The following is a 25,694-nucleotide window of genomic DNA, read 5'->3' on the forward strand; positions in this document are numbered from 1 at the left end:
CTGGCCCGTGCTCCCGACGGTGTTGTGCCTCAGGGGAGTAAGGATTCGCCACGCATCAGGTCGGCGATGGTCTCGCGTGCCCGAACGAGGTAGTGCTGGTCGCCATCGACCATGACTTCGGCTACACGCCCACGGCTATTGTAATTGGAACTCATGGTAAATCCATAGGCGCCGCTGGACGCCAGCGCCAGCAGATCGCCCTCGGCCAAAGCGAGGGTGCGGTCTTTGGCGAGAAAGTCGCCGGTCTCGCATACCGGGCCCACCACATCATAGCTGCGCGCGGGCGCGCTGCTTTGCTCGCTGACCGGCAGCAAATCCATCCAGGCGGAGTAGAGCGACGGCCGCAGCATGTCGTTCATGGCAGCGTCGATCACCGCAAAATTTTTGTGCTCATTGAGCTTGAGGTATTCCACCCGGGTGAGCAGTACGCCGGCGTTGGCGGCAATAGAGCGGCCGGGTTCAAACATGAGCTTGAGTCCCCGCCCCTGCAGTTTGGCCAGTACCTGGCTGACATAGTCGCCGGTCGAGGGCGGCTGTTCGTCTCGGTAGCGCACCCCAAGCCCGCCGCCGAGATCCAGGTGTTCAAGCGAGATGCCCTGGGCGGCCAGCTCGTCGATTAGCAGCAGAACCCGGTCGAGGGCATCGAGGAAGGGGCGGGTCTCGGTCAGCTGGGAGCCGATATGACAGTCCACGCCTTTCACTTCAATATGGCTCAGCGCGGCGGCGCGGCGGTAGACCTTGGGTGCCAGTTGAAAGTCGATGCCAAATTTGTTGTCGCGCAGGCCGGTGGAAATATAGGGGTGGGTTTTGGCATCCACGTCCGGGTTCACCCGGATCGACACCGGCGCCTGCTTGCCCATGTCGGCAGCCACCTCGTTGAGCCGCTCCAGCTCAGCTTCCGATTCGACATTGAAGCAGTGAATGCCCACTTCCAGTGCCCGGCGCATTTCTGCCGCCGTTTTGCCCACACCCGAGAAAACCACCTTGGCCGGGTCGCCACCGGCGGCAAGAACCCGCTCTAACTCCCCCTGGGAGACGATATCAAAGCCGGCGCCCCGACGCGCCAGTACATTCAATACGGCAATATTGGAGTTGGCTTTGACCGCATAACAGATCAGCCCCGGATGGTTGCCCAGCGCCTGGGCGTACTCGTCAAAGCGTTGCTCCAGATAGGCTCTGGAGTAGATATAGCAAGGGCTGCCGTAGGTGCTGGCGATGTGGTGTAGTGGCACGTTCTCGGCGTGGAGCTGGCCGTTTTGGTACTGAAAAGGGTTCATGAGTGACTCTGTTGGTAAATAAGGAGCGCGGTGTTACTGGCTGGCGGGGGCCGCCGGTGCTTCCCCGGTTGTCTGGTTTCCTGCCGGTTCGGTGTCCGCCTCGGGATAGACCAGCGGGCCGGTCTGGCCACAGGCCTGTAGCAGTACGACCTGCAGCAGCACGAATAGTGAAGCAAAAGTCAGTTTGCGAATGGCGTTCACAGTTTCGGCCCCCGGCGGACAGTAAAGCCGGGCATTATACCTGCCCACTTCCCCGGGCCGAAAGGTTTGTCCGTTTAGGGCGATCTATGACGCCGGGAAGGTGGCGGCGGGCTGGGCGGCGGCCTCAAAGAGCAGTTCTTCCAAGTGGGCTTTGTAGCGCAGGTAAACGCAAGTTTGCAGGCCGGCCTTACCCAGCGTAATGCGTCGAAATCCGGCGTTGAGGTCAATGGCGCCGCTGGCAACCATCCGTCTGGCAACCGCGCCGAGTTGCTGCTTACCGAGTTTGGCATAGCGGAAAATCTGGCCATTGCAGGCCAGGTCGAATGCCGCTTTGCCGGTCGCGGCCGAGCAAGCGCGAGCCTCGAGATAAGCAGATTGACTGGTAATGCTGGCCTGCGCTTCGATCGGAATGGCCTGCCATCGATCCTGTTGGCGATTGAGGGTGAAAAAATGGAGGTGGTAATGGGCCTGCTGTTCAAGACGGGTTCGCATCAGAAAATGGCGCAGCGTGGTGGCCACTAGCTCAGCGGGACAATTCGGATACTTCAGGCGCACCAAAGAGCCCCGCTCGTCGCTGACATAAGCCTCGACGATATTGTCCTCTGCCCGCAAAAACACCTGGCAATCGGGGTTTTGGCTGTGTTGGCTGATGGCGGCGAGAATGGAGATAGGCAGGCAGTGGCGTTCCAGCATAAAGGGGCTGAACACTGCCTGGCCGCGACCCAGGGTTTGCAGCAGTGCGTCGGCCGAATCAACTCGCTGCGAGTCGAGCGCGGCGTTGCCCTGCTGCAGAATGTGGTAGCCGTCGGCCAGTTTGAGGACAAAGCGCTGGGTTAAATCGGTGCGCCGAAAGCTGGCAACCATTTCGTCGGCGAGCTGTTGAAGGTTGGTGGTCAATGCGCCCTGCCGGTCATTGGCGCAAAAGAAGTGGGGCTTCAGGGTGGGGCCGTCGCGCTCGGCCAGCAAAATCTGATGGAAGGCTTTGAGGCCGTTAATGAGCGTTTCGGGGCCGAAAAATGCCCTGGAAGAGACCTCGCCCCAGCTGTTGATAATCACCAGCTCCATCTGGTTGACCGGAAAAGCGTTATCTTTGTTAGGCACGCCGCTGCCCCCCAGGCTGGCCAGGCCATCCTGACTGAGATTGACATACACCATCACTTGAACCGGACGTTTGGCCTGGGTGAAGGCGTTATGCTGGGAGGGGTCCCCCGCTGCGGCGGTGCGGGGCAGGCGCTCTCGAAGGTCATTGCTAACGGAAATTAATTGGCGCTCGTCCATGCCACCGAGATTGTCCTGAATACGCAAGCGCGTTTGACTGCCAATCAAGCCATTGCAATGACACCAGCACAGCAGGGCGATGAGGTGGTCACTTTCATTGAGCACCTCATCGCGGGTGGTGTTGTCCAGCTCGCGCTGGCTCACTCGCCAGCGCCGTTGATGGCCGTAGCCGGTGGCGGTGAAAAATAACTGCTGCTCTTCCAGGTTCACCGCAATGCCGCGATTGAACCACTCAACTTTGTGGCGTTTGCGTTCAAAGGCCGCGTAGAGCTTGCGCCCGAGCAGATTCATTTCCCGGGAGTTGATCAGTGCAGGACTATTGATACGGCGGGCGAAGCTTTGCAGAAAGCGGTAGCTGCTTGTGAGCTCTGCCACCAGCTGTTTGTGCTCTTCGCTGACTCGCCGTAGTTTCCAATGGTATTGGGTATCCAGGTTGAGTAGCTGCTCGTTGCTCCACTGCCAGTCTTTGATAAGAGAGGCCAGCAGTGTTCGCTGCCATTGCGGGCCGTGGTCACCCTGGCTAGAGGCATGCTGGCCGATTTTGAAGTAGAAGGCGCGCTTAAGCAGCTCGAGCCGCCCGGGCTCGTCCCGGTTGTCCAGATAGTCAGCGAGCTTGCGGTACACCAGCACATACGGATCAAGGGAGTCGGCATCGGTATTACCGGTATAAACGGCCGTCTTTAGCTGCAAACTGAGGGGGCGCACATTGGGGTATTCGTCGGCGTAGGCCTCGGTGAGCAGTAGTTTGATAATCGCTTTGTAAGGCGAAGTGATGGCCTTGTAGAGTTGCCACACACCGGCGCCGATAAATTCGCCGGCGGGTATGTCGGCGACGCCACCGAAATCGATCGATTCCTCACTGCTGACCAGTCCATCGCTGCGCAATATTGCGCTGTACTCGGCGTAGTTGGCTTCTTCCTCCGGGGGGACCAGCCACCAGATCGGGTAGCGGCCCGCCAGCAACACCACACTGCGGTAAAACTCGTCCAACAGCAAAATATGCTGACTGGTGCCCGCCGCCTCCGCGCTCAGTTGGCTGCGCTGACCTCGCCGGAATTGCTCGCTTTCCATCAAAAAGATGTGGATCTCCAGGCCTAGCGAGTCTGCCCATTGGGTAATCGCTGCGGCCTTGCGCTGGAGCAGCGTGATGGCTTCAGTGGTCAGCCGAGCCCGGTGACACAGCCAGATGTCCAGGTCTGAATTGGGCGCGTGGGCTACCGTGCCGCAGGAACCCATCAGAAAAATACTGTGAATCGCGTTGCTGTTGTGTTGTGGGTGGCGGTAATCGAAGCTGGCCGAAATATGGGTTTTAACCCGTGCGAGAATGTCGTTGGCTACCCGGTAATTGTCGAGCCCACAGGGCGCGTCCGCACCGACATAGCCGGGTAACACCGGGTGGTTAACGTGAAAAAGCAGGGGCAGCAGATCCAGGATCAGCTGTTGCCGCGCTTTGAGCACGCTGCGAGTGCGGAGCAAGCGTTCCCGGTTCAGTGTCAGAAAGCGCTCGCGAATACGCGCCATTTCCTCCCGGTCAATTTCCCGGTCGAACAGGCTTGGCAGTGTCGGTTCGACAGACATGAATGCGGTCCCTGAAAATAGCGGGGCAGCCGCCCCTGGCAGCTTTCGCCGGAGTCCATTTAGACCCTTGAGCGCGGCGATGTCTATAGGTGGCTTTGCTGAAAAGAAGGCGATGCCGCCGATGATTTTGTTTGCCCGCCAATCCCTGTGCCCAAGTGCTGCCCGAAATTGGCAACGGCCGGGCTCCGTCGTGTCCTGAGCGTTAGGGAACGGGTCGCACAGTCTCTATCCCTCTGTTCCTTGGGCGCAAGCCAAGGGTCCACGAACGACGGCAGGGGCTTAAAGGTTGGTGCCAGCATCGATGGACCCTTCGCTGCGCTCAGGGAGCGACGTGGTGGGAGCGCGGAGTAAGGTATTTCGTCTCAAGCGCTTTCCTCGACGCTCTCTGAGCGCAGCGAAGAGGCCATGAACGATGGCGGGGTGTGCCATTGCCGGGACCCTTCCCTGGCGGTCAGGGAGCGACAGGGTGGATGGTATGGCGGTGGCGCCCCTTTTCGCTGATAGTTAGGGGGCGATAGGGCAAGGGCCTCTGGTTGGGGCTCGTGTACGAGCTTTTCTGCCGCCGTTCGTGGGCTCTTCCGCTGCGCGTCAGAGATGATGGAATACGGTGGTAATTTGAATTGATGCAGTTGTCTGTTCGGTGCCCAGGCCGGGAGCTAACGCAGGCGCGTGTCGACATTGGCGCCTGCCCCATTCTGATGTCCCTTGAGCGTCAGTGGAGGGTCCACTCAGGCTCTCTATTCCCTCGTTCCCTGAGCGTAAGCGAAGGGGCCACGAACGGCGGCGGGGGCTTAAAGGTTGGTGCCTTCAACTATGGACCCTTCCCTGGTGGTCAGGGAGCGATATAGTGGTAAATCGATGTTTCTAATTCGGTCAGGGAACGATGGTGGGGGCTGGGGTGTTCTGCCCTGAGCGCTTTCCTCGACGCTTTCTGAGCGCAGCGAAGAGGCCGTGAACGACGGCGGGGGCGTGAATTCTGTGCCATTGCCGGGACTCTTCCCTGGCGGTCAGGGGGCGGCGTGGCTGGTAGGGTATTTCGTCTCAAGCGCTTTCCTCGACGTTCTCTGAGCGCAGCGAAGAGTCCACGAACGACGGCGGGGGCGTGAATCCTGTGCCATTGCCAGTGGGCCCTTCCCTGGTGGTCAGGGAGCGATAAATTAAAGGTTTCTGGCCGCAGCGAAGGGGTTTCGGGTTGCCGCCTTTTCGTAGGCTCTTCCGCTACGCGTCACGGCAATAGGCGCTCGAGCAGCAGATGACCGTGTGGGGACACTTCGGCCTGCCAGCCCGGTGCTAGCCAGCTGCTGGCAACGTTTTCGCTAATCAATGCCGGGCCCGGTATTACCTGACCCGGGGCCAGCTGCTCCCGTTGATAGCGCGGTACGGGTGCGTCGCAAAATGCGATAGGCAGGTAATCGGTTGGTGTCGCGTTGGGCTGGGCAGGCAGGGTCGGCATGTCGGTAAACTGGGCGGGCGCCCGGGCAGCGACACGCAGATTGATCAGCTGCACCGGAAGGTCGAGGGCATGGCCGTAGCGGGTCTCGTGGGCCTGATGAAATGCCTCGGTGATGGCCGGCAGCGCGCCGACAAAGGGGAGATTCAAGGTATAGCTCTGGCCCTGATAACACAGATCCACTGTGGCAACGGTTTGAATGTGATCCGGGGTAATTCCCTCGCCAAGCAGTTGACGCTTTCCTTCGGCAGTGAGCTCGTCGAGGTGATAGCTGAGCTCGGCAGGCAAGACCTCATTCATCGACCTGTTCAGCGTCCGGGAGAGTTGCCGCTCTCGCGGTGCTTGCAGCATCCCCAGAGCCGAGAATACCCCGCCGAAGTTGGGAATGATGACCTCCTGGCTGCCCAGGGCTTCGGCCAGCGCACAGATATGCAGGCCACCGGCCCCGCCAAAGCAACACAGGCTGAAGTGCTTGGGATCGTGGCCCCGCTGGACCGAAATCACCCGCAGTGCGCGCACCATATGCTCATTGGCGATGTCGATAATGCCCTGGGCGGTGCTTTCCAGATCAAGCGAAAGCGCTTCTGCAAGGCGGCCGATTGCCTCCCTGGCAAGCGGTAGCCGCACGGGCATATCGCCACCGAGGCGGGCCGTGGCGGGAATGCGGCCCAGAACCAGATTGGCATCGGTGACCGTGGGCTGGGTGCCTCCCTTGCCATAGCAGGCGGGCCCGGGCACCGCACCGGCAGATTCGGGGCCGACCCGTAGCAGGCCGCCGTCGTCAATATAGGCGATAGACCCGCCCCCTGCGCCGATGGTGTGCATATCGACCATCGGAATCGCCACGGGATAAGGGCCGATACGCCCCTCGCTGGTCAGTTTGATATCGCCGTCGATCAGCGCCACATCACTGGAGGTGCCGCCCATATCAAAGGTCATCAAGCGCGGACGATTCAGGTCGTTGCCCAATTGGCGGGCCGCTGCCAGCCCGCCGGCCGGGCCGGACAACAACAGATTCACTGCCCGCTGACCGGCGTTTTCGGCATCGAGGGTGCCACCGGAAGATTGCATGATCGATAGCGGCGTGCCGGCCAATGCCTGTTGGAGCTGACGCAAATAGCGGGCGACCTTTGGCCCCAGCCAGGCATTGAGCCAGGTGGCCATGCCGCGTTCGTATTCTTTGTATTCCGGCAACACCGTCGACGAGCAGGACACAAACACCGTGTCTGGCATGGCCGCCGCAATCGCCTTTTCTGCGCTGGGGTCCAAAAAAGAAAACAACAGGTTGATGGCCACAGCGTCGGGTTGCAGCTCGGCAATGTGGGCCTTGAGAGCCGCGAGGTCAGCCCCGGTCAACGGCTCGACGATGTTGCCGTTGGCATCAAGGCGACCGCCGGTTTCCAAGCATAGCGGCGCCGGGACAGGCGGCTCGAAGCGGGACGGAAGCAGGTCGTAAAGGTCGCGGCGGGTTTGCCGGCCAAGGGTGAGCATATCGGCAAAGCCGCGATTGGTGATAAAGGCCGTTTTCACGCCCTTGCCTTCCAGCGCGGCATTGGTTGCCACCGTGGAGCCGTGCACCACAACCAGCGTGCCGTTGGCAACGTGCTGCTCTAGCCCAAGGGCGGCGATGCCATTGAGAATGGCGCGCTCGGGGTTGTCCGGGGTAGAGGGGCACTTGTGTGTTTGCAGGCCCTCGGGGCCCATAAGGACAAAATCGGTAAAGGTGCCGCCGGTATCGACGCCGAGATAAAAAAGCGGGTTGGCGGTATCCATGGGCTGCCTACAGAAGAGAAAGTCGGTATTGTGCCCAACCCGGGTGGCTATTCACAATGGGCGCCTTAGAGAGCATGGTCGTCACTGGGCGTGGTCGAGAACAAGCAGCGGCAGTTCGTTGGGGATTAGTGCCTCGAGCCGGGGCCCAGTGACAGTGGCGCCTGACTGGATTGCGGATCGCTGCAATGCGCGTCCGCAATGACCGGATGTTCGGGTTTTGATGTGTCGCCCCGGCCCTCGAGCCGGGGCCCAGTGGCAGTGGTGCCTGACTGGATTGCGGATCGCTGCAATGCGTGTCCGCAATGACTGGATGTTAGGGTTTTGATGTGTCGCCCCGGCCCTCGAGCCGGGGCCCAGTGGCAGTGGTGCCTGATTGGATTGCGGATCGCTGCAATGAGCGTCCGCAATGACGGGATGTTTGGCTTTTGATTTGTCGCCCCGGGCCCTCGAGCCGGGGCCCAGTGGCAGTGGTGCCTGATTGGATTATGGATCGCGGCAATGCGCGTCCGCAATGACCGGATGTTAGGGTTTTGATATGTCGCCCCGGCCCTCGAGCCGGGGTCCAGTGGCGGCGGTGCCTAGCTGAACTCCCGGCTGCGAATAGTGCGTTCGGAATGACAATTTGGGTCGAGCGGGGCATTTAGTGCGGGATGCCGCAAAGGTTTTCTTGAAGGGCGTTGGCGTGGGTTAGTTCGCAGCAGGGTCTATGTAACCAGCTTGCAGCCCAGCTAATGGTGAAACACAGATGAGAGATTGCAGTGCCTGAATTACCTGAAGTAGAAACGGTGTGTCGCGGCGTAAGCCCCCATTTGCTGGGCCGCAAAATCACTCAGGTGACGGTGCGCAATGGCGCGCTGCGCTGGCCTGTCCCCGCAGACTTGCCGATAAAGTTGCAGGGCCAGCAGGTGATCTCTCTCCAGCGTCGAGCCAAGTATCTGCTGGTGGAATTTGCCGCCGGCTGGATGATCGTTCACCTTGGCATGTCAGGGCGTCTCTATCTGGTTGAAGGCGGCACCGCCGTTGCAAAACACGATCATGTTGATTGGCAGTTGGATAACGGTCGGGTGTTGCGCTACACCGATCCGCGCCGCTTTGGTGCCGTTTTGTGGGTGGAGGGCGCTGTCACAAGCAACCACGTGTTGCTACGCCACTTGGGGCCGGAGCCGCTCTCAGAGGAGTTTAGCGGTGACTACCTTCACCGCAAATCTCAAGGTCGAAAGCAGCCGATCAAGACATTGTTAATGGACGGGCGCGTAGTGGTCGGTGTAGGGAATATCTACGCGAATGAAGCCTTGTTTATGGCCGGAATCCGGCCCACCCGCGCCGCAGGCGCCATTAGCAAGGCTCGAGTGCGAGTGTTGGTTGATGCGGTGAAAGAGGTGCTCGCGAAAGCGATCGCGCAAGGTGGCACGACGCTAAAAGACTTTGTGGGAGGTGACGGCAAACCGGGTTATTTCAAGCAGGAGCTGCTGGTCTATGGTCGCGCCGGCTTGCCTTGTGTGCGCTGCCAAACACCGTTGAGGGAAATTCGCTTGGCCCAGCGCACCACAGTTTATTGTTCGGAATGTCAGCGCTGATTAGTGTGGCGTTGGCGGTGCGCCCATTGTGATGCGGGCTTGCTGTGATGCTCTTCTGACTCGGTGAGCTGCTCAACTAATGCGTCAACCTGCTCCGTTAGATCCTGCCACTCGGGATTAACGGTGCGGATCAGTGCTCCTCGAGTGCCCGTTGGGCCAGCCATGATTTCCCGCAGCCGCACTGTCGCAGCGTACAGATTGCGCGTGATTTCGTAATACACCAGTTTGTGATCGGGCAGGCTTTCGATTGGGTGGCCCGGGCGCGCATTTCGGTGTGCCCAGAGTCGCTTGGGCAAATCGGAAGTGACATCAATGTGCAAACAACCTCCGCCGTCGCGGGCTGCCATCATATACACAGCGGCAAGCTTCATAAGCCAGTCCTTGGCACGCTAAAGACACAAAAATTATAGGTGTATGTCGCTGAGGTGCAAATTTTGCGGGCGGTTTTTCTGGAATTCGTGATTAGCCGGAACCGAAATCATCTCTCGCACCATGGCAGAAACCGCTAGCAGGGGTGGTAGCCTTGAACTCCGTGCCTTTGCCCATGGACCCTTCCCTGGCGGTCAGGGAGCGATGTAGCGGAGGTCGCGCATTCTGGTAGGACTACGTTCTCTGAGCGCAGCGAAGAGGCCACGAACGACGGCAGGGGCGTGAACCCTGTGCCAATGCCCGTGGACCCTTCCCTAGCGGTCAGGGGACGGAGGGTTGGTAAATCGATGTTTCTGAGTCGGTAAGAGAGTAATAAGCGGCGTCAAAACCCCGCTACCTCACCCTCCCGGCGCGGGTCGGCAGCGCCTTCCAGTCCGTCTGGCAATAGACGAATCACATGTAGTCCGCTGGTTTGCTCGCCTTGCCGGGGAGCGTGGCCAAGGTCCTCAAGTACTTTTATTTGTTCCGGGGTGAACCGGCCGGCCTCCAGCTCCAGATAGGGCCCCATGGCCACAACGTGCCCAGCAGAAATGGCCTCATCAATGGGCATGTCCATCGCCAGAATGCGGTAAAGGCTTAGCGCTACGTAGTCGATGATGCGTGCGCCGCCCGGGCTGCCGATGGCCAGAATCGGTTGGCCGTCCTTGAGCACAATGGTGGGCGACATGGAGGACCGCGGTCGTTTGCCTGATTCGATGCGATTGGCGATGAGCTCACCAGTTTCATCTTTGGGCGCGAAGGAAAAGTCGGTGAGCTGATTGTTCAGTAAAAAGCCGCCCACCATCACTCGGGAGCCGAAGGCGGTTTCGATGCTGGTGGTCATGCTGACCACGTTGCCATCACTGTCGACGATGCTGAAGTGACTGGTGGAGGGCAGCTCCGGCGACTCGCTGCCCTCACGCGGCGGCGCACCGGGCGGGTTGCCTGCCGTAACGTCTTGCAGGCGTTGCTTGTCAGAAATGAGATCCGCGCGCTGCTTGAGGTAACCCGGATCGACCAGCCCCTGAGTAGGAACCTCGACAAAATCTGGATCGGCGATGTAGCGATTGCGATCGGCAAAGGCGATGCGGGAGGCTTCGATGAAGGAATGTAGTGGCAGGATGTCTTTTCCGCCTTTGGTTGCGTTTTCAATCATGCCAAGAATGGCTAACACCGTTGTCCCCCCGGATGACGGTGGCGGGGCACCACAAACTTGATACTGCAAAAAGGCGGCGCAAATGGCGGGCTGCTGCTGAGCCCGGTAATTGGCCAAATCACTGAGCTGAAGCTTGCCAGGGCGGTTTGGATCGTTGGTCACCGCGGCAACCAATTGCTTGGCTAATCCGCCGTGGTAGAACGCTTCAGCGCCGCCCTCGGCAAGCTGTTTTAAGGTGCTGGCGTAGGCGGGGTTCTTCAGCACTGTGCCGACGGGTTTTGGCTTTCCATTAACAAAAAAGCAATCGCGAATGGCCGGGTTAACCGCGATGCGAGGGGAGTTGCTCAGTAGGGTGTGCAGTCGTGGCGACAACATAAACCCCTGTTCCGCCAGCGTAATAGCCGGTGCGAACAGCGCTGACCAGGGGAGTTTGCCATGAGCCTTATGGGCGGCTTCCAGCATCGCCACCACACCGGGCACGCCCACGGCGTAGCCGCCAATGACCGCGTCGTAAAACGACATGGGCTTGCCGGATTTCGTCAAAAAGTGTCGCTCCTCGGTATTCACCGGTGCGGTTTCGCGGCCATTCCAGCTGCTAAGTTGCTTGGTCTTCGAATCCCAGTGAAGCATAAATGCACCGCCGCCGATGCCCGAGGACTGGGGCTCCACCAGCCCCAGAACCAGCTGGGCGGTGATAGCGGCATCTACCGCTGAGCCACCCTGTTGGAGGATGGTTTTGGCGGCCTCGCTGGCGTAGGGGTTGGCTGTAACCGCCATCGCGTGCTGATAGCGCACGGCTTTGGTTTCACTAAGACCGCTAGCAGCTTCTGGCACGATCAGCGGATCGCTGGCCATGGCAGAAAGCGAGAGCGTTATCATTAATGGGAATAGCAGCAGTCGCATGTTGAACCTATTGGTTTTAGCGAGTGGGTGAAGTAGACGAAATTGATGGTAAACAGTTCAACGGGGGAGGGAAAGCGCGGTGCCTCAGACGGGTGAATAGCTGTGGGTAGTCGTGGGTTGCCGGCATGGGCGCGTGTTTGTAGGTACTGCCGTTGTTCGTGGACTCTTCGCTACGCTCAGAGAGCGTCGGAGGTGGGGTTCAAAGACATCGAAATGCAGTCGCATCGTTCCCTGATCGGCGCAGAAACATCGCTTTACCACCCATCGTTCCCTGACCGTCAGGGAAGGGTCCATAGGTAATGGCACGGGCCTTCACTCCTCTGCCATTGTTCGTGGGCTCTTCGCTGCGCTCAGAGAACGTAAGAAGAGAGAGAACAGAGAACTGCAAGTACCATCATATCGTTCTCTGACCGTTAGAGAAGGGCCCATAGGTAGTGGCACCCCGCTGAAAAAGCGCCCTCTGCATGATAATCGCGCAGTGCGAAGACTCGGCCCCGCTAACCTACCGCAATCAGATTGCGGTACTTCGCCAGCAATTGTACTTCGGTTTCAATATGTTCCGGGTTGAGGGGAATGCAGTCCACCGGGCAGACCTGCTGGCATTGGGGCGCGTCAAAGTGACCGACGCACTCCGTGCAGCGGTCGGGATCAATCTCGTAAATCGCAGGGCCCTGGTAAATCGCCTCATTGGGGCACTCAGGCTCGCAAACATCGCAATTGATGCACTCGTCGGTAATCATCAGTGCCATGGCAGAGGCCTAGCCTCGCTTGGCAAAGCGGGCATTGAGCGCCCTCATCACGTTATCGGGCACAAACCGCGATACATCGCCGCCCATGCCGGCAATCTCCCGCAGCAATGAGGAGGAAACATACGACAGCGACTCCCCCGGAGTGAGAAACACCGTCTCAATCCCCGGCGCCAGGGCGCGGTTCATGTTGGCCAGCTGCAGCTCGTATTCATAATCGGCAACGGTGCGAACCCCGCGCAAAATAATGCTGCAATTCTGCTCCTGGGCCAGCTCTACCGTAAGTCCGGTAAAGCTGCACACCTCGATATTCTCAAGGTGGGACAGCGCCTCGCGGCAGAGCTCCATGCGGGTATCCAATTCAAACATGGGCTTTTTCTTCTCGCTATTGGCCACGGCGAGCACCACCGTGTCAAACAGGCGACTGGCCCGCTCCACCAGATCAATATGGCCGCGGGTAATGGGGTCAAAGGTGCCGGGGTAGACGATGCGTTTCATAGGGATGTCAATTAAGGAAGGGTGAGGAGAAGTCTAACAAGATTGCCCGCCGACCCCAACACGTGCGGCCTGATCGGCGAGCAATCGGGTGAAAAGGTCCTCCCAGGACGGGTTGACGGAATCGATCAGCGCAATTTTCTTACGTCGCAGCAGGCCCTTAATCTGGCGCTCCCGCATAAAGGCCTGGTGAGTCGATTCACAAGCCTCGAAATAAACCAGCCGCTTAAGTCCGTAGCGCTTGCTAAAACCATCGACGTAACCCGCCCGATGGGCATGGATGCGCCGTACCAGATCGCTGGTTGCGCCCGTGTAAAGCGTACCATTACGGCGATTGCTGAGAATGTAAACTCCAGGATAGCCCTGCATAAGCCAACCTCCTTGTCGGCGTTTTTCATGACATCCCTGAAAGATAGCGGGTGTTTGGCCTCATGTCAGTGGACCCTTCCCTGACGGTCAGGGAACGATGGTGTTTTGGCGCCCCTGAGCCCCATCCTCGGCGTTCTCCGGGCGCTTTCCGATACGTTCTCTGAGCGCAGCGAAGAGCCCACGAACGAAGGCAGGTGCGTGAAGGCTTGAGTCACTGTCAGTGGACCCTCCCTGGCGGTCAGGGGGCGGTGTGGTAGCAAATCGATGTTTCTGGTTGGGTCCGTAGGCGATGATGGCTGCATTTCGAAATCTTTGAATCCCGCCCCGACGTTCTCTGAGCGCAGCGAAGAGTCCACGAACGAAGGCAGGTGCGTGAAGGCTTGTGCCACGGTCGGTGGACCCTTCCCTGGCGGTCAGGGAGCGGTGTGGTAGTAAATCGATGTTTCTGGTTGGGTCCGTAGGCGATGATGGCTGCATTTCGAAATCTTTGAATCCCGCCCCGACGTTCTCTGAGCGCAGCGAAGAGTCCACGAACAAAGGCAGGGACGTGCAGGCCTGTGCCACTGTCGGTGGGCCGTTCCGTGGCGGTCGGAGAGCGGTGTGGTAGTAAATCGATGTAACTGATTCGGTCAAAGAGCGATATGGCTGCATTTCGATATCTTTGAACCCCACCTCCGACGTTCTCTGAGCGCAGCGAAGAGCCCACGAACAAAGGCAGGTACGCGAAGGCTTGTGCCATTGCCGGTGGACCCTTCTATTGCGGTCAGGGAGCGATAGCATTCAAAACGGACTGCGATAAAGCCGCCCTCTGATGGCCATAGAACGATGGCTGGTAAAGCGATGTTTCTGAGCCGGTCAGTGAACGCTGGTGTGGTGACAACACGTCATGGCGTGACCGACGCGCCCCGGCATAACAAAAAAGGGCCTCCATTTGGAGGCCCTTTATTAAAAGCAAGCGTGGCGCCTAGCTTTTATCGGACTTGTACTCGTATTGATAGTAACCGTATCCACCGTAACCATAGCCGTAGCCATAGCCCGATGCGCGACGTTCAACGGCGTTGAGAACAACGCCTTTAACCGCGATACCGTTCTGTTCAAAACGCTGCTTGGTTACCTCCAGTTCTTTAACTGGGTTCAAGCCAAAGCGCGTAACAAGCATGGTTACTCCACAGTGGCGTCCAACAATTGCTGCATCGGTGACCGCCATAATCGGTGGGGTATCCACAATTACTAGATCAAACTGATCCTTAACGGTATTCAGCAAGTCTGTCAGCCCCTGGCTCATCAACAGCTCCGAGGGGTTCGGCGGTACAATGCCGCGAGTAATAATGGACAGTTCGCCGACCTTTGTCGTTTTGATGGCGTCCTCGACGGACAAGCGCTTACTCAAAATATCGGACATGCCATTTTCAGGTCCCATATCAAACATTTTGTGCATGTAGCCTTTACGTAAGTCCATATCAATCAGCAAGACTTTTTGCCCGGTCTGAGCCACTACCGCCGCCAAATTACCTGACACAAAAGACTTACCCACGTTAGGGCTGGGCCCGGAAATCATCATGATATTGTTCGAGGCTTCCAACATCGCAAAATGCAGGCTGGTGCGCAGGCTGCGCAAACTCTCAATCGCAATATCGGTCGGGTTGCGTTGGGCGAGCAGGGCGTTGGGGTGGAGGTGCTTTGCTCTGCGCAAATGGCGGCGCTTCACATCTGCGCGATCCAGCTTGCGCTGCTCATCTGACATGGGGATTGAGGCGTAAACGGGCAGGCCGATAGCTTCCAGGTCATCTGGGTTTTCAATGCCGCGGTTTAGGGCGGCTCGGACCAACACCAGCGCCACGGCAATAAATCCGCCCAGCATGGTAGCTATGACAACGATCAGCGCCTTTTTAGGTTTGACTGGGTCGGAAATGTTTACTGCGGCCTCATCTACAATGCGTACGTTGCCAACGGTGCCCGCCCGAACAATATCCAGCTCTTGAATATTGTTAAGCATTTGGGTGTAAATCTCGGTACCCACTTCAACATCGCGCTTTAGGCCAAGAAGTTCTTGTTGGGTCTCAGGCAATGCTTTGATCCGCTCGTTCATTTCAGCTTTGCGGGCCTTTTGCTCAGCGAGCTGCTCGCGCCATGCCTGATAGGCGGGGTGGTCGGTGGTGTACTTCCGATTCAATTCAGCTTGCTGCAGTTGAAGTTCGGCAAGGGCAGATTCTATGCTGACAATTTGCTCGAGGAGCGCAGTTGCCTCGGCATTGATGTTGACCGATCCGGCTTGCACTTGATAATCGTTAAATTTTTTCTCAGCAGCTTCGAGGTCTTTCTTGATATTTGGCAATTGATCGCGCAAGAACTCGAGGCTTTTGGCCGCCTCGGCCGATTGGCGCTCCACGTTCTGGCGCAAATAGGCTTCGGCGACCACGTCGACAATTTTCGCGGCCCGCCGAGGGTCGCTGCCTTCTAAAGTCAGTTCGATAATGCCGGACTCTCGGCCCTTTTCTGCCGCGCCTAAAAGACTTTGGTAAGCCAATATCGTATTGAGAGGATAGCGCTTAATCAGGGAAAACTTCGTTCCTTCGTTGGCCTTTAAGTTTGCCACGAACAGTTCAAATTGTTCGTTACTGGCGGTCTTTCCAACTTCGCCTTCTAGAATGAGGTTTTCGTCTTCGTCAAACAAGGAGTACTGGTTGCTGGTGCCAGCAACCAGTGTAAACTCATGGCCATGGTATCGGTCCGGCACTCGGAACCGGGGGACGATGATCGATTCCCCGCCCCAGGCATAAGAGGTCATGCCCATAACTGGCGCTGCAACCTGTCCTTCCGCTGAACGGAAGCGTCGTGCGATGGCTTCGCCAATGATTGGGAAATATTTAGGCACTGCGACGACATCAAGCGAGAGCGTTTCAACCGCGGTGCCGATAACGTTTCGACTTTTAATGAGTTCGATTTCAGTCACGGCGGCAGATTCACCACCAAACATCTCTGAGACTTCACTGAGCCCCGGCACGCCGCCCGATTTATTCTCTACTTGAATGAGTGCGTTTGCCCGGTAGATTGGCGTGGCGACCAAAGCATAAAAGATGCCCACCAGCATAAATGCTGCGGTGAGTGCCGCGATCTCAATCTTCTTTTCCCACAGAGTGCCAAACAAGGCTAATAGGTCGATCTCGTCGTCTTTTTGCGGTCTAGAGTTAGTATTAGTGGTTGGATTTTGGCTTGTCATAGCGACGTGAGAACCCCTGTAAAATTTTGCTGAATCAAATCGCTCTACCGCTTCGCTCAATTCCGTTGAGCAGCCTAACGAGCTTCAATATCTTGGACGTTTTCCGTTGCCAGTATGGTGGGCAAGAGCTGGCTTAGGAATCGGTTCCATTTGGTGATGGGCGAGGGAGCCACATAGACAACGTCGCGGGCCTGGAGGGGGAACGAGTCTGCCAGCATAAAGCCAACGGCGGAGTTGGCATTGAGGTGAAATACCGTTGCATTGTAAATCGGCAGGCCATCTTCATCCCGGCTAACACCAGCATTGCGCAAAACATAAATGCCTCGGCCATCAGCGCGCCCTTCATTAATACCTCTGGCACTGGCCAGTGCTTCCGCCAAGGTAGTGCCATTGCGAGACATAAACATGCTTTGCGGAATATTGACCTCACCGAGGACGAATATTTTCTCGGCGTCATTACGAGGAATATGAATTAAATCGCCGTGCTTGAGGAGCATGTTTCCTTGCCAGTCACCGCGCTCGTACAGGGCGCGCAGCGAAATAGTACTTACCTGGCCGTCTCGGGTTAGCTGGGCGGATGTCCACGCCGCGTCCTCAGCCATGCCCCCGACGCTTTCCACTGCGTCCAGCACGGTCATGGGGACATTGGTGACGGGCACAATGCCTGGCCTCTCCACCGCGCCGCTGATATATACGCGCTGACTGCGAAAGTCGGCCACCCGCACATCGACCTGGGGCTTGTTGATGACCTCGCTAAGCTTTTCTTCTATTAACGTTTTGACTTCGGCGGTCGTTTTGCCGACAACCTGAATATCGCCAACATAGGGATAGAAAATGGTGCCGTCAGCTTTTACCTCGTTGCCGCCCTCCGAAGCGCTACGGAACGATCCCGAGGGAATGGTCAGCTCCGGATGCTCCCAAACGGTAACAGTCAGCACGTCCCCCGTGCCGATACGGTAGACGTAGTTTTGAATATGCTCGTCGAGGTCCTTGCTGCTTTTCGGGGCAGAGAATGGTTGGGATTTGATATGGCTCAGCACCGTCGCATTAATCGGAATATATTCAATATTGGTGCTGGCTGGCGCGTAGTCCTCTGGTGTATCGTCGAACCACACCGAATTCATCCGGCTCATATCGCTGCCGGGTACCACGGTACAGCCTGCCGAGATCGCGCTCAAAATGAGCACAGAGGCGTGTAACAGTTTCATTGAGCAATCCCCATTTGCATGCAGTGCAATCTATGTAAATTCTTTATCAGTTGGGCGGGCTTACCAGCGCCACACGGTCTCAATAAACAGTGTATTTACGCCGTCGTTCCCCAGGCCAGCCACCCGAATATCGTCATCAACATAGCGGTAGCCAACCTCAATCTGGCCGTTAAGCACGTTGGCGGTGTAGCTGACTTCGGCCACCGCGCCCTCTCCGCGAAAGCCAGTTCGCTTGCCGCCGTCGGGGTTTAGGGTCAGGTTGGACAAGGTCATTTTAGCCAAATCGCGATTGGGCAGCAGCAGGGTTAAGCCAAGGGTGTTGATGGTGCTGTCGCTATCAATGCTTGCTCCTATCGTGCGCCCTTTGTATCGATAACCGCTTTCGTAGACAGCATGCTCATATGAGTAATTGAGACGAGGATTGTTGCTTAAAGCACTCGCTCGGGTATCGCTGCGTTCAAAGAACCATTGCAGCGTGTGTTGCCTCGCCACAATGCTGCCGTCCAGTCCGGCAGTGTAGATATAGCGAGATGGCGCATAGCCACTCTCGTCCTGTCCGATGAATTGGCCGTATGCGCCTTGACTCCCCCATGGCACCGCGACGCTTATTTTGAAATCCAATCCAGCCAACTGGTTGCCAGGCTCGTTCTCAAGAGTGATACCGCTGTCGCCCCGGTTGTCTTTACCGACCACTAAATCGGCAAAGCTACTGAAATCCTGCGGCCTGCCATCGCCGCCCCATTGGGCGGTGCGGGTGGCACCCAGCTCTAACCAGTAGGCCGGTTTGACTGAGAAACGCATGCCCAGCAGTTTGGCGTTGGGCACCGCTCGGTTGGACTCCAGCTCGCCAATAAAGGCTTGTAGCTGCCAGGGGCCGAGCCACGATAGAAAAAAATTCTCAAAGGGAAGGGCTTTGTTGCGAGCAATAGACAGTGCCGGCACCGGGCGCGCATTGTTGGACAGGATAGGACTGGACTGCCAGCCCGGCCCCCACCAACGATCAATCGCACCAATCGTCAGCCCCCAGTTGCCAAAGGCGCCAGCCAGGTAGCTGCCGTCCAGCTTGCGATGCTCCCAAGTGTAATCCGGCACGTCGTAACTGACTTGCAGCTCACCCGCCCAGCGCCGCCCCACAAAACCGGCGCTCACGCTGGCAAATTGCGGCGCATTATTGCTGTCGCCAAAGCCGCCAAAGGCAGTCACTTCCTGATCAGCAGTACCAGCACTCAGGGTGACCTGGGTGGGCGCGCTGTCTTGTTCGAACTGGGCGAGGAGTGAGTCAACCGTCCGCTGCTGTTGCGGGCTGAGCTTGCGATTTTGCGCCAATCGCAAATCCGGCAGAATGCTGCCCCACATCAACGGCCACTGGGTGATCGGGCTTCGGATAAGGCCCTGGCTGGCCAAATACTCAACCTGCAGGCGGGCACTGAGATCGTCGGGCTTGATCCACGGCGCCGCCAGACTCGGGCCAGCCAAGCCAATGGAGGCCAGAGTGAGAGCGCGAAACAACTTGCTGGGCATAAATCTTCCATGAGCGATTATCGGAGTTTTCTCGTTGCCGCCCGTCATGCAAAGCAGACAGACCGCTAGCGCAGCAACGAAGCCCGGCAATAATACGAGGTAAAGCCGAAGGTTGCTACCGGGCCGCATGTAACCGCAGCCCCGTTGTTGTGCACGCAAGCAGAATTTGTGCCAAACAAAGCACCCACCCCAAAGCCAACCCCGCTACCGCGCCGCCGCAAAACCACCCCTATTACCCCAAAGATAATATCCTAATGCCCCGTCTCCGAACCCGATCACCGAACCCGTCGCCCCGGCCTCCGAGCCGGGGCCTAGCAACCCCGCGCACCCTCTTAGCGTTCTCTGAGCACAGCGAAGAGCCCACGAACAAAAGCACCACCCCAGGCCCCCACGCGGCAACCACCAACCCCGCCCACCACCCGCCAAACGCCGCCCCAAAATCATCCGCCCTCCAATCCCACCAAACGAGAACACCTCGATACCTGGCTGAAACATAAATGTAGTAAGTTGCTGCGACAATCATGACCCCAAAGGCGATGGCTTTGGCCCGCAACTTGCTTTCTCATGAACGTCTCCCAATCGGCCAAATCGAAGGGGAGCGGACAATGACCCCCACGGACAGGGGGTGGCGTCAGTGGCCCGGTAAGGAAACAATTTCTTACCAATTCATTAATGCGGAAGCATTAAATTTCTGAAAAGCCGTTGGAATCTGACCGATATTGGCGCAAAATTGTTGCCTTTTTTGGTGCAGAGGGGCGCAGGGTGGTGCGTCGTGGACATCGGCGGCAAGCGCCGGTGTCTTCAGTCAAGTAAGTATTGGTGCCAAAAACCAGGAAGTGATGCGAAATGAGTGCGCGAGGGAATTGCTGTGAAATCTGAGCCAATCAATGCAGGGCAGGGTGTGCAGGTCGGCGGCTTTATAAAACAACACCATTCAATGGTGACAGCTGCCCATCAACTGGCCGATGTACTGGTCATCTGGGGTTTGCTCGCTGGCTTGGTGTCGCTTGCCGACTACACTTGGGGCATGGGCTACCAAATCGCAGCCTTCGTTGCGTCTATCTGTTATCACATTTTCGCTCATAAAAACGGCTTGTACTTTTCCTGGCGTGGCCAATCGTTATTTACTGAAGTAAAGACCGTCGTTACCACTTGGTTGGTTGTGTTGGGTACCCTTCTCACTATTACCTTTTTATTCGATTTGACGGAGGAGTATGGTGGTGCGGTCATGGTTGCTTGGGCCGTCGCGGTGCCCGTCGCCATAAGCCTCTACCGCATTTCCGCCCGCATGGTCCTGCGTGAATTTCGCCGCGTCGGCGTCAACACGCGCCGAGTAGCCATCGTTGGCGCGAAAGAGCCCGGTATCAGTCTCGCAAACAGCATTATTGGTAGCCCGTGGATGGGGATGACGGTCGCCGGATTCTATGATGACCGGGTGCCAATTGGTCATTACCCCCTGTTGGAAGAAGATGTTCAGGTTGTTGGTACGACAGAGCTCCTTAAGCAACAGGCCCGTGCAGGCGAGTTCGACGATATTTACATCGCTCTGCCCATGCGCGAAGAGGAGACCATTAAAGAGTTGGTCGAAGAGCTCGCCAATAGTTCTTGTTGCGTTCACATCGTGCCAGACCTGTTTACCTTCAAAATGCTCAATGCCCGCAGCCGTGAAATCGGTGGCCTGCCTGTTGTCAGTGTCTATGACACCCCCTTCGATTCCTTTGATGCCGTGATCAAACGCGCTGAAGACGTTATTCTGAGTTCTATCATTCTGTGCGGCATCGCGATCCCAATGCTGATTATCGCTGCTGCAGTGAAACTTAGCTCCCCGGGTCCTGTCATCTTCAAGCAGCGCCGCTACGGCATCAATGGCGAAGAGATTATGGTGTGGAAGTTCCGCTCTATGACCTGCTGTGATAACGGTGATGTGGTGGTTCAGGCCACCAAAGACGACTGTCGCATTACCAAAGTGGGTGGCTTTTTGCGCCGTACCTCGTTAGATGAGCTGCCCCAGTTTATTAACGTGCTACAGGGCAAGATGAGCATTGTGGGGCCCAGGCCCCATGCTGTTGCGCACAACGAGTTGTATCGAGACAAAATCAGCGGTTATATGCAGCGTCACCTGGTAAAGCCGGGTATTACCGGCTGGGCTCAGGTTAACGGCTGGCGCGGCGAGACTGATACCCTCGAGAAGATGGAAAAGCGGATTGAATTTGATTTGGCCTATATACGAAGCTGGTCGGTCTTTTTTGATGTTAAAATTGTGTGGCTGACACTGATAAAAGGTTTTTTCGGAAATCACGTCTATTAAGGATATGGTTTTTGTTCAGATCTTTTTGGCGTTAATGGGTCGGCATTGGCTGTAGGTAAATGGTTGGCCGAGCTGTCAAATTGGGGCTTTTGCTGGGTGTTGTCGTTGCGCCCGGGTGCAACTTGAGTATATGAGCTTGAATTGTTGCCAATGCGTACTTCATCTAAATATATAGATCTTTCTGGGTTGGTGCTGTTGTAAGAGTAAATGCCCCAGCCTGGATAAGGGCCATAGTCGTCCTTGTATCCGAGATTTATATTGCTATCGCTAACAATTAGCTGACCATCTACCCAAAGTTCTATCAAGCCCTTGTTGTTAACGCTGAATTTAGCGTGAACTACAAAATCAGTCCATTTGTCAAGTAAAGAAGAAAGGTCGCCAATTTCAAAGCTTTTCCGGTTTTGATTTAAGTTGAAGTTTTTTTGGGATATTTTCTCGGTGTCGTATGTATATCCAAATTTTAATTTTCCGTTTCGCAATGATAGCCCAATAGGCGGTGAGCGCCATTGTTCATTTAAATGGTGATCGGGCGTCGCGTGAACTTGGAAAATCAGCGCGTTGTAAGGGTCGTTGTCAGTGTAAAAACTTGATGGAAGAAGAATGCTGAACCCATACCATCTCTCTAGGCCTTCGGTGAATGAAGGCTTTCCAAAAATCACCATAGCTTTTTTGCTGTCGTTGCTCTCACCAAGGAGCTCCCGTCTCCAGGTTAATTTTAATGAGGATTGCCCTGAGCGTGCGAACGATGAAGAGAATATAATGGAATCGTCTTTATCCTGGCGTTTAGCTCTTGCCCATTCTGGTCCAGAATTCTCGTCTAATTTGCCTCCATATATAAATTGGAACTGCTTTTCTTCGAATCCTGTTGACCAAATAAGATTTTCTCTCAGGCTTTGTGGGGAGGTTAGGCGAAGGGTTTCTTCTGATATGCGCCTTTGCTTGGCGCTAACGTCCGCTATTCGTTCTTTATTTGTTTTTATTTTTTCTTCAACAACTTGGCTACAAAGAATGTTTGCGCTAAAACAGCAAATAAGGGCTATTGGTAAGGTGGTGTTTTTAGAATGAGTCACGGGCCCTATTCCTTGAAATGGAGTTCAAATTCATTGATTAACATAAAACTTTAAGTAAGTCCATATCCAGTAGTAGGGTGGGGCAATTGAAGCGTATCGTATGGCCGGCAGGAAAATGTCAAAACCTGAAGTAATTTATATTACAAATATGTATCCCTCTGAAGAGAGGCCTTACTATGGCACTTTCGTCCAGAACAGTTTTAAGAAAATCACTCAGCTAGGTAGATATGCCGCAGTTATCGCATTAAATAATAATAAATCAAAGCTGATGTCATATATATTTTTCTACTGTAAAACGTTTTCTCGCCTGGTGCGATTTGACGGAATTGCATATATTCATTATGTGACCCATAGCGCCCCCCCGGCCTTGGTGGCAAAGCTGTTTAATCCAAAGCTCAAGATCATCTTGCACTTTCATGGGAGCGACGCATTTCCAGAAAAAAATGAAGGAAACTTTAGGCGGAAAATAAAAAAAATTATCGCGAAGTCAGCGATAAGGCTAAGTTACAAAATAGTGGTTCCTTCAGACGAGTTTAAGGGAAAAATAGTAGAGGCTTATGGTATTGACGGCGGCGCAGTTTTTGTAAACGCATCGGCAGGTGTTGATGCAAGTTTGTTCAAAAAAGGCGCTCGCAAACAGCGATCAGCGGATGAAAGTTCGAAGAAAATACTTTTCGTTGGAAGAATGATTGATGGAAAGGGCGCGTTACTTTTTGCAAGAATTTTAGCAGAAATTTTCAAGCTCCCAGAAATGTCTACTGGAGTTTCTGTAACATTCGTTGGGCAGGGGCCTGAAAAGCAGTCAGCGCAAAAAATTCTGGAAAATCACATAGCCTCTGGCTCTGTTGGGTTCGTAGATTTTGTGAGCCAAGCAGAGCTGGTTAGATATTATCAAGAAGCGGATATATTTATATTTGCGTCGACCCGAGAAGGGGAATCTTTAGGGCTTGTTCTAATTGAAGCGATTTTTTGTGGCGCGGTTCCGATAGCATTAAGAAATGTAGCCGCTAGCAGTATCTTAAAGTCGGACTCTTCAGGGTTCCTAGTTGCGGAAAGTGAAAATGATATGAAGGAGAAGTTGGTAAAGCTTCTTAGGTTAAAAAGAGAGGAACTTGAGTTAATTAACTCGGAGCTAATCGAAGAGAACAAAAAATATGATGCGGAACAGGTTGGCTTAAGCTTAAATGAAATTTTACAGTGAGTAGGTGGGCATCATGCGTGAAGAAAAAGTGAAAGTTCTCATGGCTGCCTCTTTTGGGGGGCACTATAAGCAACTTATGCGTGTATGCAATTTGCTAGATTCAGAAAAGTACGAGTTCGTGATTACGTCTACAAATAAATTTTTGTCTATTGATGGAAAAAACGCAGAATACATTCCAGATTTGAACGCAAATGAGATTTGGAAGGTAATTATTTGTATGCCGCGATGCTTTTATATTTTGATGAAGTACAGGCCTAGTTATGTTGTATCTACTGGAGCGCTACCAGGATTGTGCATGTTGATATGCGCAAAACTTCTGAGGAAGCGGACTGTATGGATTGATAGTATTGCCAACTACAGCAGTCTCTCCAAATCAGGGAAATATGCCAGGCGATGGGCCGATTTATGGGGCACGCAGTGGGAGCATCTGGCAAGCCAAGATGCGAAGCTGACATATATGGGGAAGGTGCTGTGATATTTGTTACCGTTGGGACCCAGTTGCCTTTTCCTCGCTTGATCGAAAATGTCTTGGAGGAAATTTCTTTAGGGGTGAGGCCGGAAGAGTGCGAGGTGGTGTGCCAGTCTGCGGATGTGGGCTATAAAGTTGAAAACTTTTCCACTGATTTGAAGGTTAAATTAATACCGTACTTATCACCTGAAGAGTTTTCGAGCAATATTGCAAAAGCTCAATTGGTGATTTCTCATGCCGGTATGGGAAATATTTTGACATGTCTCGAAGAAGGGAAGTGTGGACTATTTTTGGCGCGATCTAGTAGGTTAGGTGAGCATAGGAATGACCATCAATTCGATACGGTTAATAGCTTTTTGGGAAAGTTTTCAAATGTAAAGCTTTTTACTGAGGAGAGCGAATTTCGAAGTGCTCTGCAGTATGAGCTAGAAAGAATTGGAAAAGGTAATGTCGAGAAATGTGTGGGGAGTGGCCCTTTGGAAAGCGGCGATATGCTCAAATGTAAAAAAATTCTCGAAGATTTTTTAAAATGAAAAATCTAGTTCCTAAAAGTGGGAGAGTCTCGATATTAATTACTAACTATAACTACGAAAAATATTTACGGGAGGCGATTGATAGTGCGCTAGCGCAAAAATATCCCGACATTGAAGTAATAGTAGTCGATGATGGCTCAACAGATCGTTCACGAAATGTAATCCAATCATATGGTGAACGTATTCGTGCAGTTTATCAGGAGAATGGCGGACAATCGAAGGCATTCAATTCCGGGTTTGAGGCTTCTACTGGTGAGTTTATATTTTTTCTGGATGCGGATGATGTCTTTTCGCAAGAAAAAGTTTACCAAGTTGTAAAACTTTTTGAGCAAGAGCCTGAAATAGGCTTCGTTTTTCATGCTGTAGAAAAATTTAATTCATCATCAGGCCTTGTTGAAGGAAGGACGCCTTTACAGATTGAGGGGATAGTTAATGAAAAAAAATCATTAAGGCACAGAGGGAAACCGAAAATTTTTCTTCCTCCGACGTCGGCGTTTTGTTTTAGAAGAGATTGCTTGAATAAAATATTTCCAATGCCTGAGTCTTCTGGTATTGGTATTTCTGATAAATACCTGGGAATACTAGCGTTGTCTATTAGTTCTGGTTATTACAGCAATAAGATGTATGCAAGACTTAGATTGCACGGGAGTAACTTGTATTCTGGCGAGGGAAGGAACTATTCTAAAATTTATTCAATTGGTTTGGAAACTGCGGTAAGGATTTTTGAGAGGGACCAAACTTTGTGGAAATATTCTGTGAAATTGCTTGCCAGGGCTGAAGCTACTAGGATGGCGCATCTTCTTAGTGAGGATGGACATGCTTGTGGAAAGCCAGACTTTCTGAATAAGCTGACCCGCTATCGTAAATTTTATTACTATTGCTATATTTTCCCTCTGTATTTGAAAAGGAAGTTACGATTTTCTTAAAACTCTTCGATAGAGTAGTATCAAAAC

The 25,694-nt window shown here is 54.7% G+C and carries 19 protein-coding genes; 6 read left to right on the top strand and 13 right to left on the bottom strand.

What is annotated here, in order from left to right:
- Nucleotides 1-29 precede the first annotated feature (29 nt).
- From lysA to NCG89_RS11395, 4 genes are all read right to left on the bottom strand, one after another.
- Complete coding sequence (gene lysA / locus NCG89_RS11380; RefSeq protein WP_251086657.1) at nt 30-1,277, bottom strand: diaminopimelate decarboxylase; 1,248 nt, start codon at nt 1,275-1,277, stop codon at nt 30-32.
- Nucleotides 1,278-1,310: 33 nt separating this feature from the next.
- Nucleotides 1,311-1,478 carry an LPS translocon maturation chaperone LptM gene (gene lptM / locus NCG89_RS11385; RefSeq protein WP_251086658.1) on the bottom strand — a complete coding sequence of 56 codons (168 nt, stop codon included), beginning with the start codon at nt 1,476-1,478 and terminating at the stop codon, nt 1,311-1,313.
- Nucleotides 1,479-1,562: 84 nt separating this feature from the next.
- Entirely contained in the window at nt 1,563-4,334 is a 2,772-nt protein-coding gene (locus tag NCG89_RS11390; RefSeq protein WP_251086659.1) for a class I adenylate cyclase, read from the bottom strand.
- A gap of 1,225 nt (nt 4,335-5,559) precedes the next feature.
- On the bottom strand, nt 5,560-7,557 hold the full coding sequence (locus NCG89_RS11395; RefSeq protein WP_251086660.1) for a hydantoinase/oxoprolinase family protein: 1,998 nt from the start codon (nt 7,555-7,557) through the stop codon (nt 5,560-5,562).
- 758 nt (nt 7,558-8,315) lie between these two features.
- Between NCG89_RS11395 and mutM the strand changes: the two genes are divergently transcribed.
- Nucleotides 8,316-9,134, top strand: a complete 819-nt coding sequence (mutM, locus tag NCG89_RS11400) for a bifunctional DNA-formamidopyrimidine glycosylase/DNA-(apurinic or apyrimidinic site) lyase (RefSeq protein ID WP_251086661.1) — start codon at nt 8,316-8,318, stop codon at nt 9,132-9,134.
- On the opposite strand, the gene NCG89_RS11405 is transcribed toward mutM, so the two are convergent.
- The 8 genes from NCG89_RS11405 to NCG89_RS11440 all read right to left on the bottom strand — a co-directional run bounded on the left by NCG89_RS11405 (nt 9,125) and on the right by NCG89_RS11440 (nt 19,160).
- The gene (locus NCG89_RS11405; RefSeq protein WP_251086662.1) at nt 9,125-9,505 is read right to left on the bottom strand and encodes a GIY-YIG nuclease family protein; all 381 of its coding nucleotides are present in this window, start codon (nt 9,503-9,505) and stop codon (nt 9,125-9,127) included. The two genes, mutM and NCG89_RS11405, sit on opposite strands and share 10 nt — an antisense overlap.
- Nucleotides 9,506-9,885: 380 nt before the next feature.
- The gene (gene ggt / locus NCG89_RS11410; protein ID WP_251086663.1) at nt 9,886-11,577 is read right to left on the bottom strand and encodes a gamma-glutamyltransferase; all 1,692 of its coding nucleotides are present in this window, start codon (nt 11,575-11,577) and stop codon (nt 9,886-9,888) included.
- Between the two features lie 521 nt (nt 11,578-12,098).
- The gene (locus tag NCG89_RS11415; RefSeq protein ID WP_251086664.1) at nt 12,099-12,350 is read right to left on the bottom strand and encodes a YfhL family 4Fe-4S dicluster ferredoxin; all 252 of its coding nucleotides are present in this window, start codon (nt 12,348-12,350) and stop codon (nt 12,099-12,101) included.
- A gap of 9 nt (nt 12,351-12,359) precedes the next feature.
- Nucleotides 12,360-12,845 carry a pantetheine-phosphate adenylyltransferase gene (gene coaD / locus NCG89_RS11420; RefSeq protein WP_251086665.1) on the bottom strand — a complete coding sequence of 162 codons (486 nt, stop codon included), beginning with the start codon at nt 12,843-12,845 and terminating at the stop codon, nt 12,360-12,362.
- A gap of 33 nt (nt 12,846-12,878) precedes the next feature.
- Nucleotides 12,879-13,211 carry a GIY-YIG nuclease family protein gene (locus NCG89_RS11425; protein ID WP_251086666.1) on the bottom strand — a complete coding sequence of 111 codons (333 nt, stop codon included), beginning with the start codon at nt 13,209-13,211 and terminating at the stop codon, nt 12,879-12,881.
- 964 nt (nt 13,212-14,175) lie between these two features.
- Complete coding sequence (locus tag NCG89_RS11430; RefSeq protein WP_251086667.1) at nt 14,176-16,431, bottom strand: polysaccharide biosynthesis tyrosine autokinase; 2,256 nt, start codon at nt 16,429-16,431, stop codon at nt 14,176-14,178.
- A gap of 74 nt (nt 16,432-16,505) precedes the next feature.
- Entirely contained in the window at nt 16,506-17,639 is a 1,134-nt protein-coding gene (locus NCG89_RS11435; protein WP_251086668.1) for a polysaccharide export protein, read from the bottom strand.
- A 60-nt stretch (nt 17,640-17,699) separates the two neighbouring features.
- Nucleotides 17,700-19,160: a capsule assembly Wzi family protein gene (locus NCG89_RS11440; protein ID WP_251086669.1), complete on the bottom strand. Its 1,461-nt coding sequence runs from the start codon at nt 19,158-19,160 to the stop codon at nt 17,700-17,702.
- A gap of 868 nt (nt 19,161-20,028) precedes the next feature.
- Here NCG89_RS11440 and NCG89_RS11445 point away from each other — a divergent pair.
- Nucleotides 20,029-21,468 (top strand): undecaprenyl-phosphate glucose phosphotransferase, encoded by a 1,440-nt coding sequence (locus tag NCG89_RS11445; protein ID WP_251086670.1) that lies wholly within the window; start codon nt 20,029-20,031, stop codon nt 21,466-21,468.
- On the opposite strand, the gene NCG89_RS11450 is transcribed toward NCG89_RS11445, so the two are convergent.
- Nucleotides 21,465-22,538, bottom strand: a complete 1,074-nt coding sequence (locus NCG89_RS11450) for a polysaccharide lyase family 20 protein (protein ID WP_251086671.1) — start codon at nt 22,536-22,538, stop codon at nt 21,465-21,467. The genes NCG89_RS11445 and NCG89_RS11450 overlap by 4 nt on opposite strands.
- A gap of 115 nt (nt 22,539-22,653) precedes the next feature.
- Between NCG89_RS11450 and NCG89_RS11455 the strand changes: the two genes are divergently transcribed.
- The 4 genes from NCG89_RS11455 to NCG89_RS11470 are packed head-to-tail and all read left to right on the top strand — an operon-like array spanning nt 22,654 to nt 25,667.
- Nucleotides 22,654-23,739 carry a glycosyltransferase family 4 protein gene (locus NCG89_RS11455; protein WP_251086672.1) on the top strand — a complete coding sequence of 362 codons (1,086 nt, stop codon included), beginning with the start codon at nt 22,654-22,656 and terminating at the stop codon, nt 23,737-23,739.
- Nucleotides 23,740-23,752: 13 nt separating this feature from the next.
- Nucleotides 23,753-24,214, top strand: a complete 462-nt coding sequence (locus NCG89_RS11460; protein WP_251086673.1) for a UDP-N-acetylglucosamine transferase subunit ALG14 — start codon at nt 23,753-23,755, stop codon at nt 24,212-24,214.
- A complete protein-coding gene (locus NCG89_RS11465) occupies nt 24,211-24,741 on the top strand; it encodes a glycosyltransferase (protein ID WP_251086674.1) in 531 nt (176 codons plus the stop codon). Before NCG89_RS11460 ends, NCG89_RS11465 begins: the two co-directional genes overlap by 4 nt.
- A complete protein-coding gene (locus NCG89_RS11470) occupies nt 24,738-25,667 on the top strand; it encodes a glycosyltransferase family 2 protein (RefSeq protein ID WP_251086675.1) in 930 nt (309 codons plus the stop codon). Before NCG89_RS11465 ends, NCG89_RS11470 begins: the two co-directional genes overlap by 4 nt.
- The last annotated feature ends 27 nt before the right edge of the window (nt 25,668-25,694 follow it).

The organism is Spongiibacter taiwanensis, from assembly GCF_023702635.1.
Classification (GTDB): Bacteria; Pseudomonadota; Gammaproteobacteria; order Pseudomonadales; family Spongiibacteraceae; genus Spongiibacter; species Spongiibacter taiwanensis.

What these genes read in the sequence shown, in the direction of transcription:
- lysA (WP_251086657.1), bottom strand. Translation starts at nt 1,277, where the DNA reads ATGAACCCTTTTCAGTACCAAAACGGCCAGCTCCACGCCGAGAACGTG.
- NCG89_RS11390 (WP_251086659.1), bottom strand. Translation starts at nt 4,334, where the DNA reads ATGTCTGTCGAACCGACACTGCCAAGCCTGTTCGACCGGGAAATTGAC.
- NCG89_RS11395 (WP_251086660.1), bottom strand. Translation starts at nt 7,557, where the DNA reads ATGGATACCGCCAACCCGCTTTTTTATCTCGGCGTCGATACCGGCGGC.
- NCG89_RS11405 (WP_251086662.1), bottom strand. Translation starts at nt 9,505, where the DNA reads ATGAAGCTTGCCGCTGTGTATATGATGGCAGCCCGCGACGGCGGAGGT.
- ggt (WP_251086663.1), bottom strand. Translation starts at nt 11,577, where the DNA reads ATGATAACGCTCTCGCTTTCTGCCATGGCCAGCGATCCGCTGATCGTG.
- NCG89_RS11415 (WP_251086664.1), bottom strand. Translation starts at nt 12,350, where the DNA reads ATGGCACTGATGATTACCGACGAGTGCATCAATTGCGATGTTTGCGAG.
- coaD (WP_251086665.1), bottom strand. Translation starts at nt 12,845, where the DNA reads ATGAAACGCATCGTCTACCCCGGCACCTTTGACCCCATTACCCGCGGC.
- NCG89_RS11425 (WP_251086666.1), bottom strand. Translation starts at nt 13,211, where the DNA reads ATGCAGGGCTATCCTGGAGTTTACATTCTCAGCAATCGCCGTAATGGT.
- NCG89_RS11430 (WP_251086667.1), bottom strand. Translation starts at nt 16,431, where the DNA reads ATGACAAGCCAAAATCCAACCACTAATACTAACTCTAGACCGCAAAAA.
- NCG89_RS11435 (WP_251086668.1), bottom strand. Translation starts at nt 17,639, where the DNA reads ATGAAACTGTTACACGCCTCTGTGCTCATTTTGAGCGCGATCTCGGCA.
- NCG89_RS11440 (WP_251086669.1), bottom strand. Translation starts at nt 19,160, where the DNA reads ATGCCCAGCAAGTTGTTTCGCGCTCTCACTCTGGCCTCCATTGGCTTG.
- NCG89_RS11455 (WP_251086672.1), top strand. Translation starts at nt 22,654, where the DNA reads ATGTCAAAACCTGAAGTAATTTATATTACAAATATGTATCCCTCTGAA.
- NCG89_RS11460 (WP_251086673.1), top strand. Translation starts at nt 23,753, where the DNA reads ATGCGTGAAGAAAAAGTGAAAGTTCTCATGGCTGCCTCTTTTGGGGGG.
- NCG89_RS11470 (WP_251086675.1), top strand. Translation starts at nt 24,738, where the DNA reads ATGAAAAATCTAGTTCCTAAAAGTGGGAGAGTCTCGATATTAATTACT.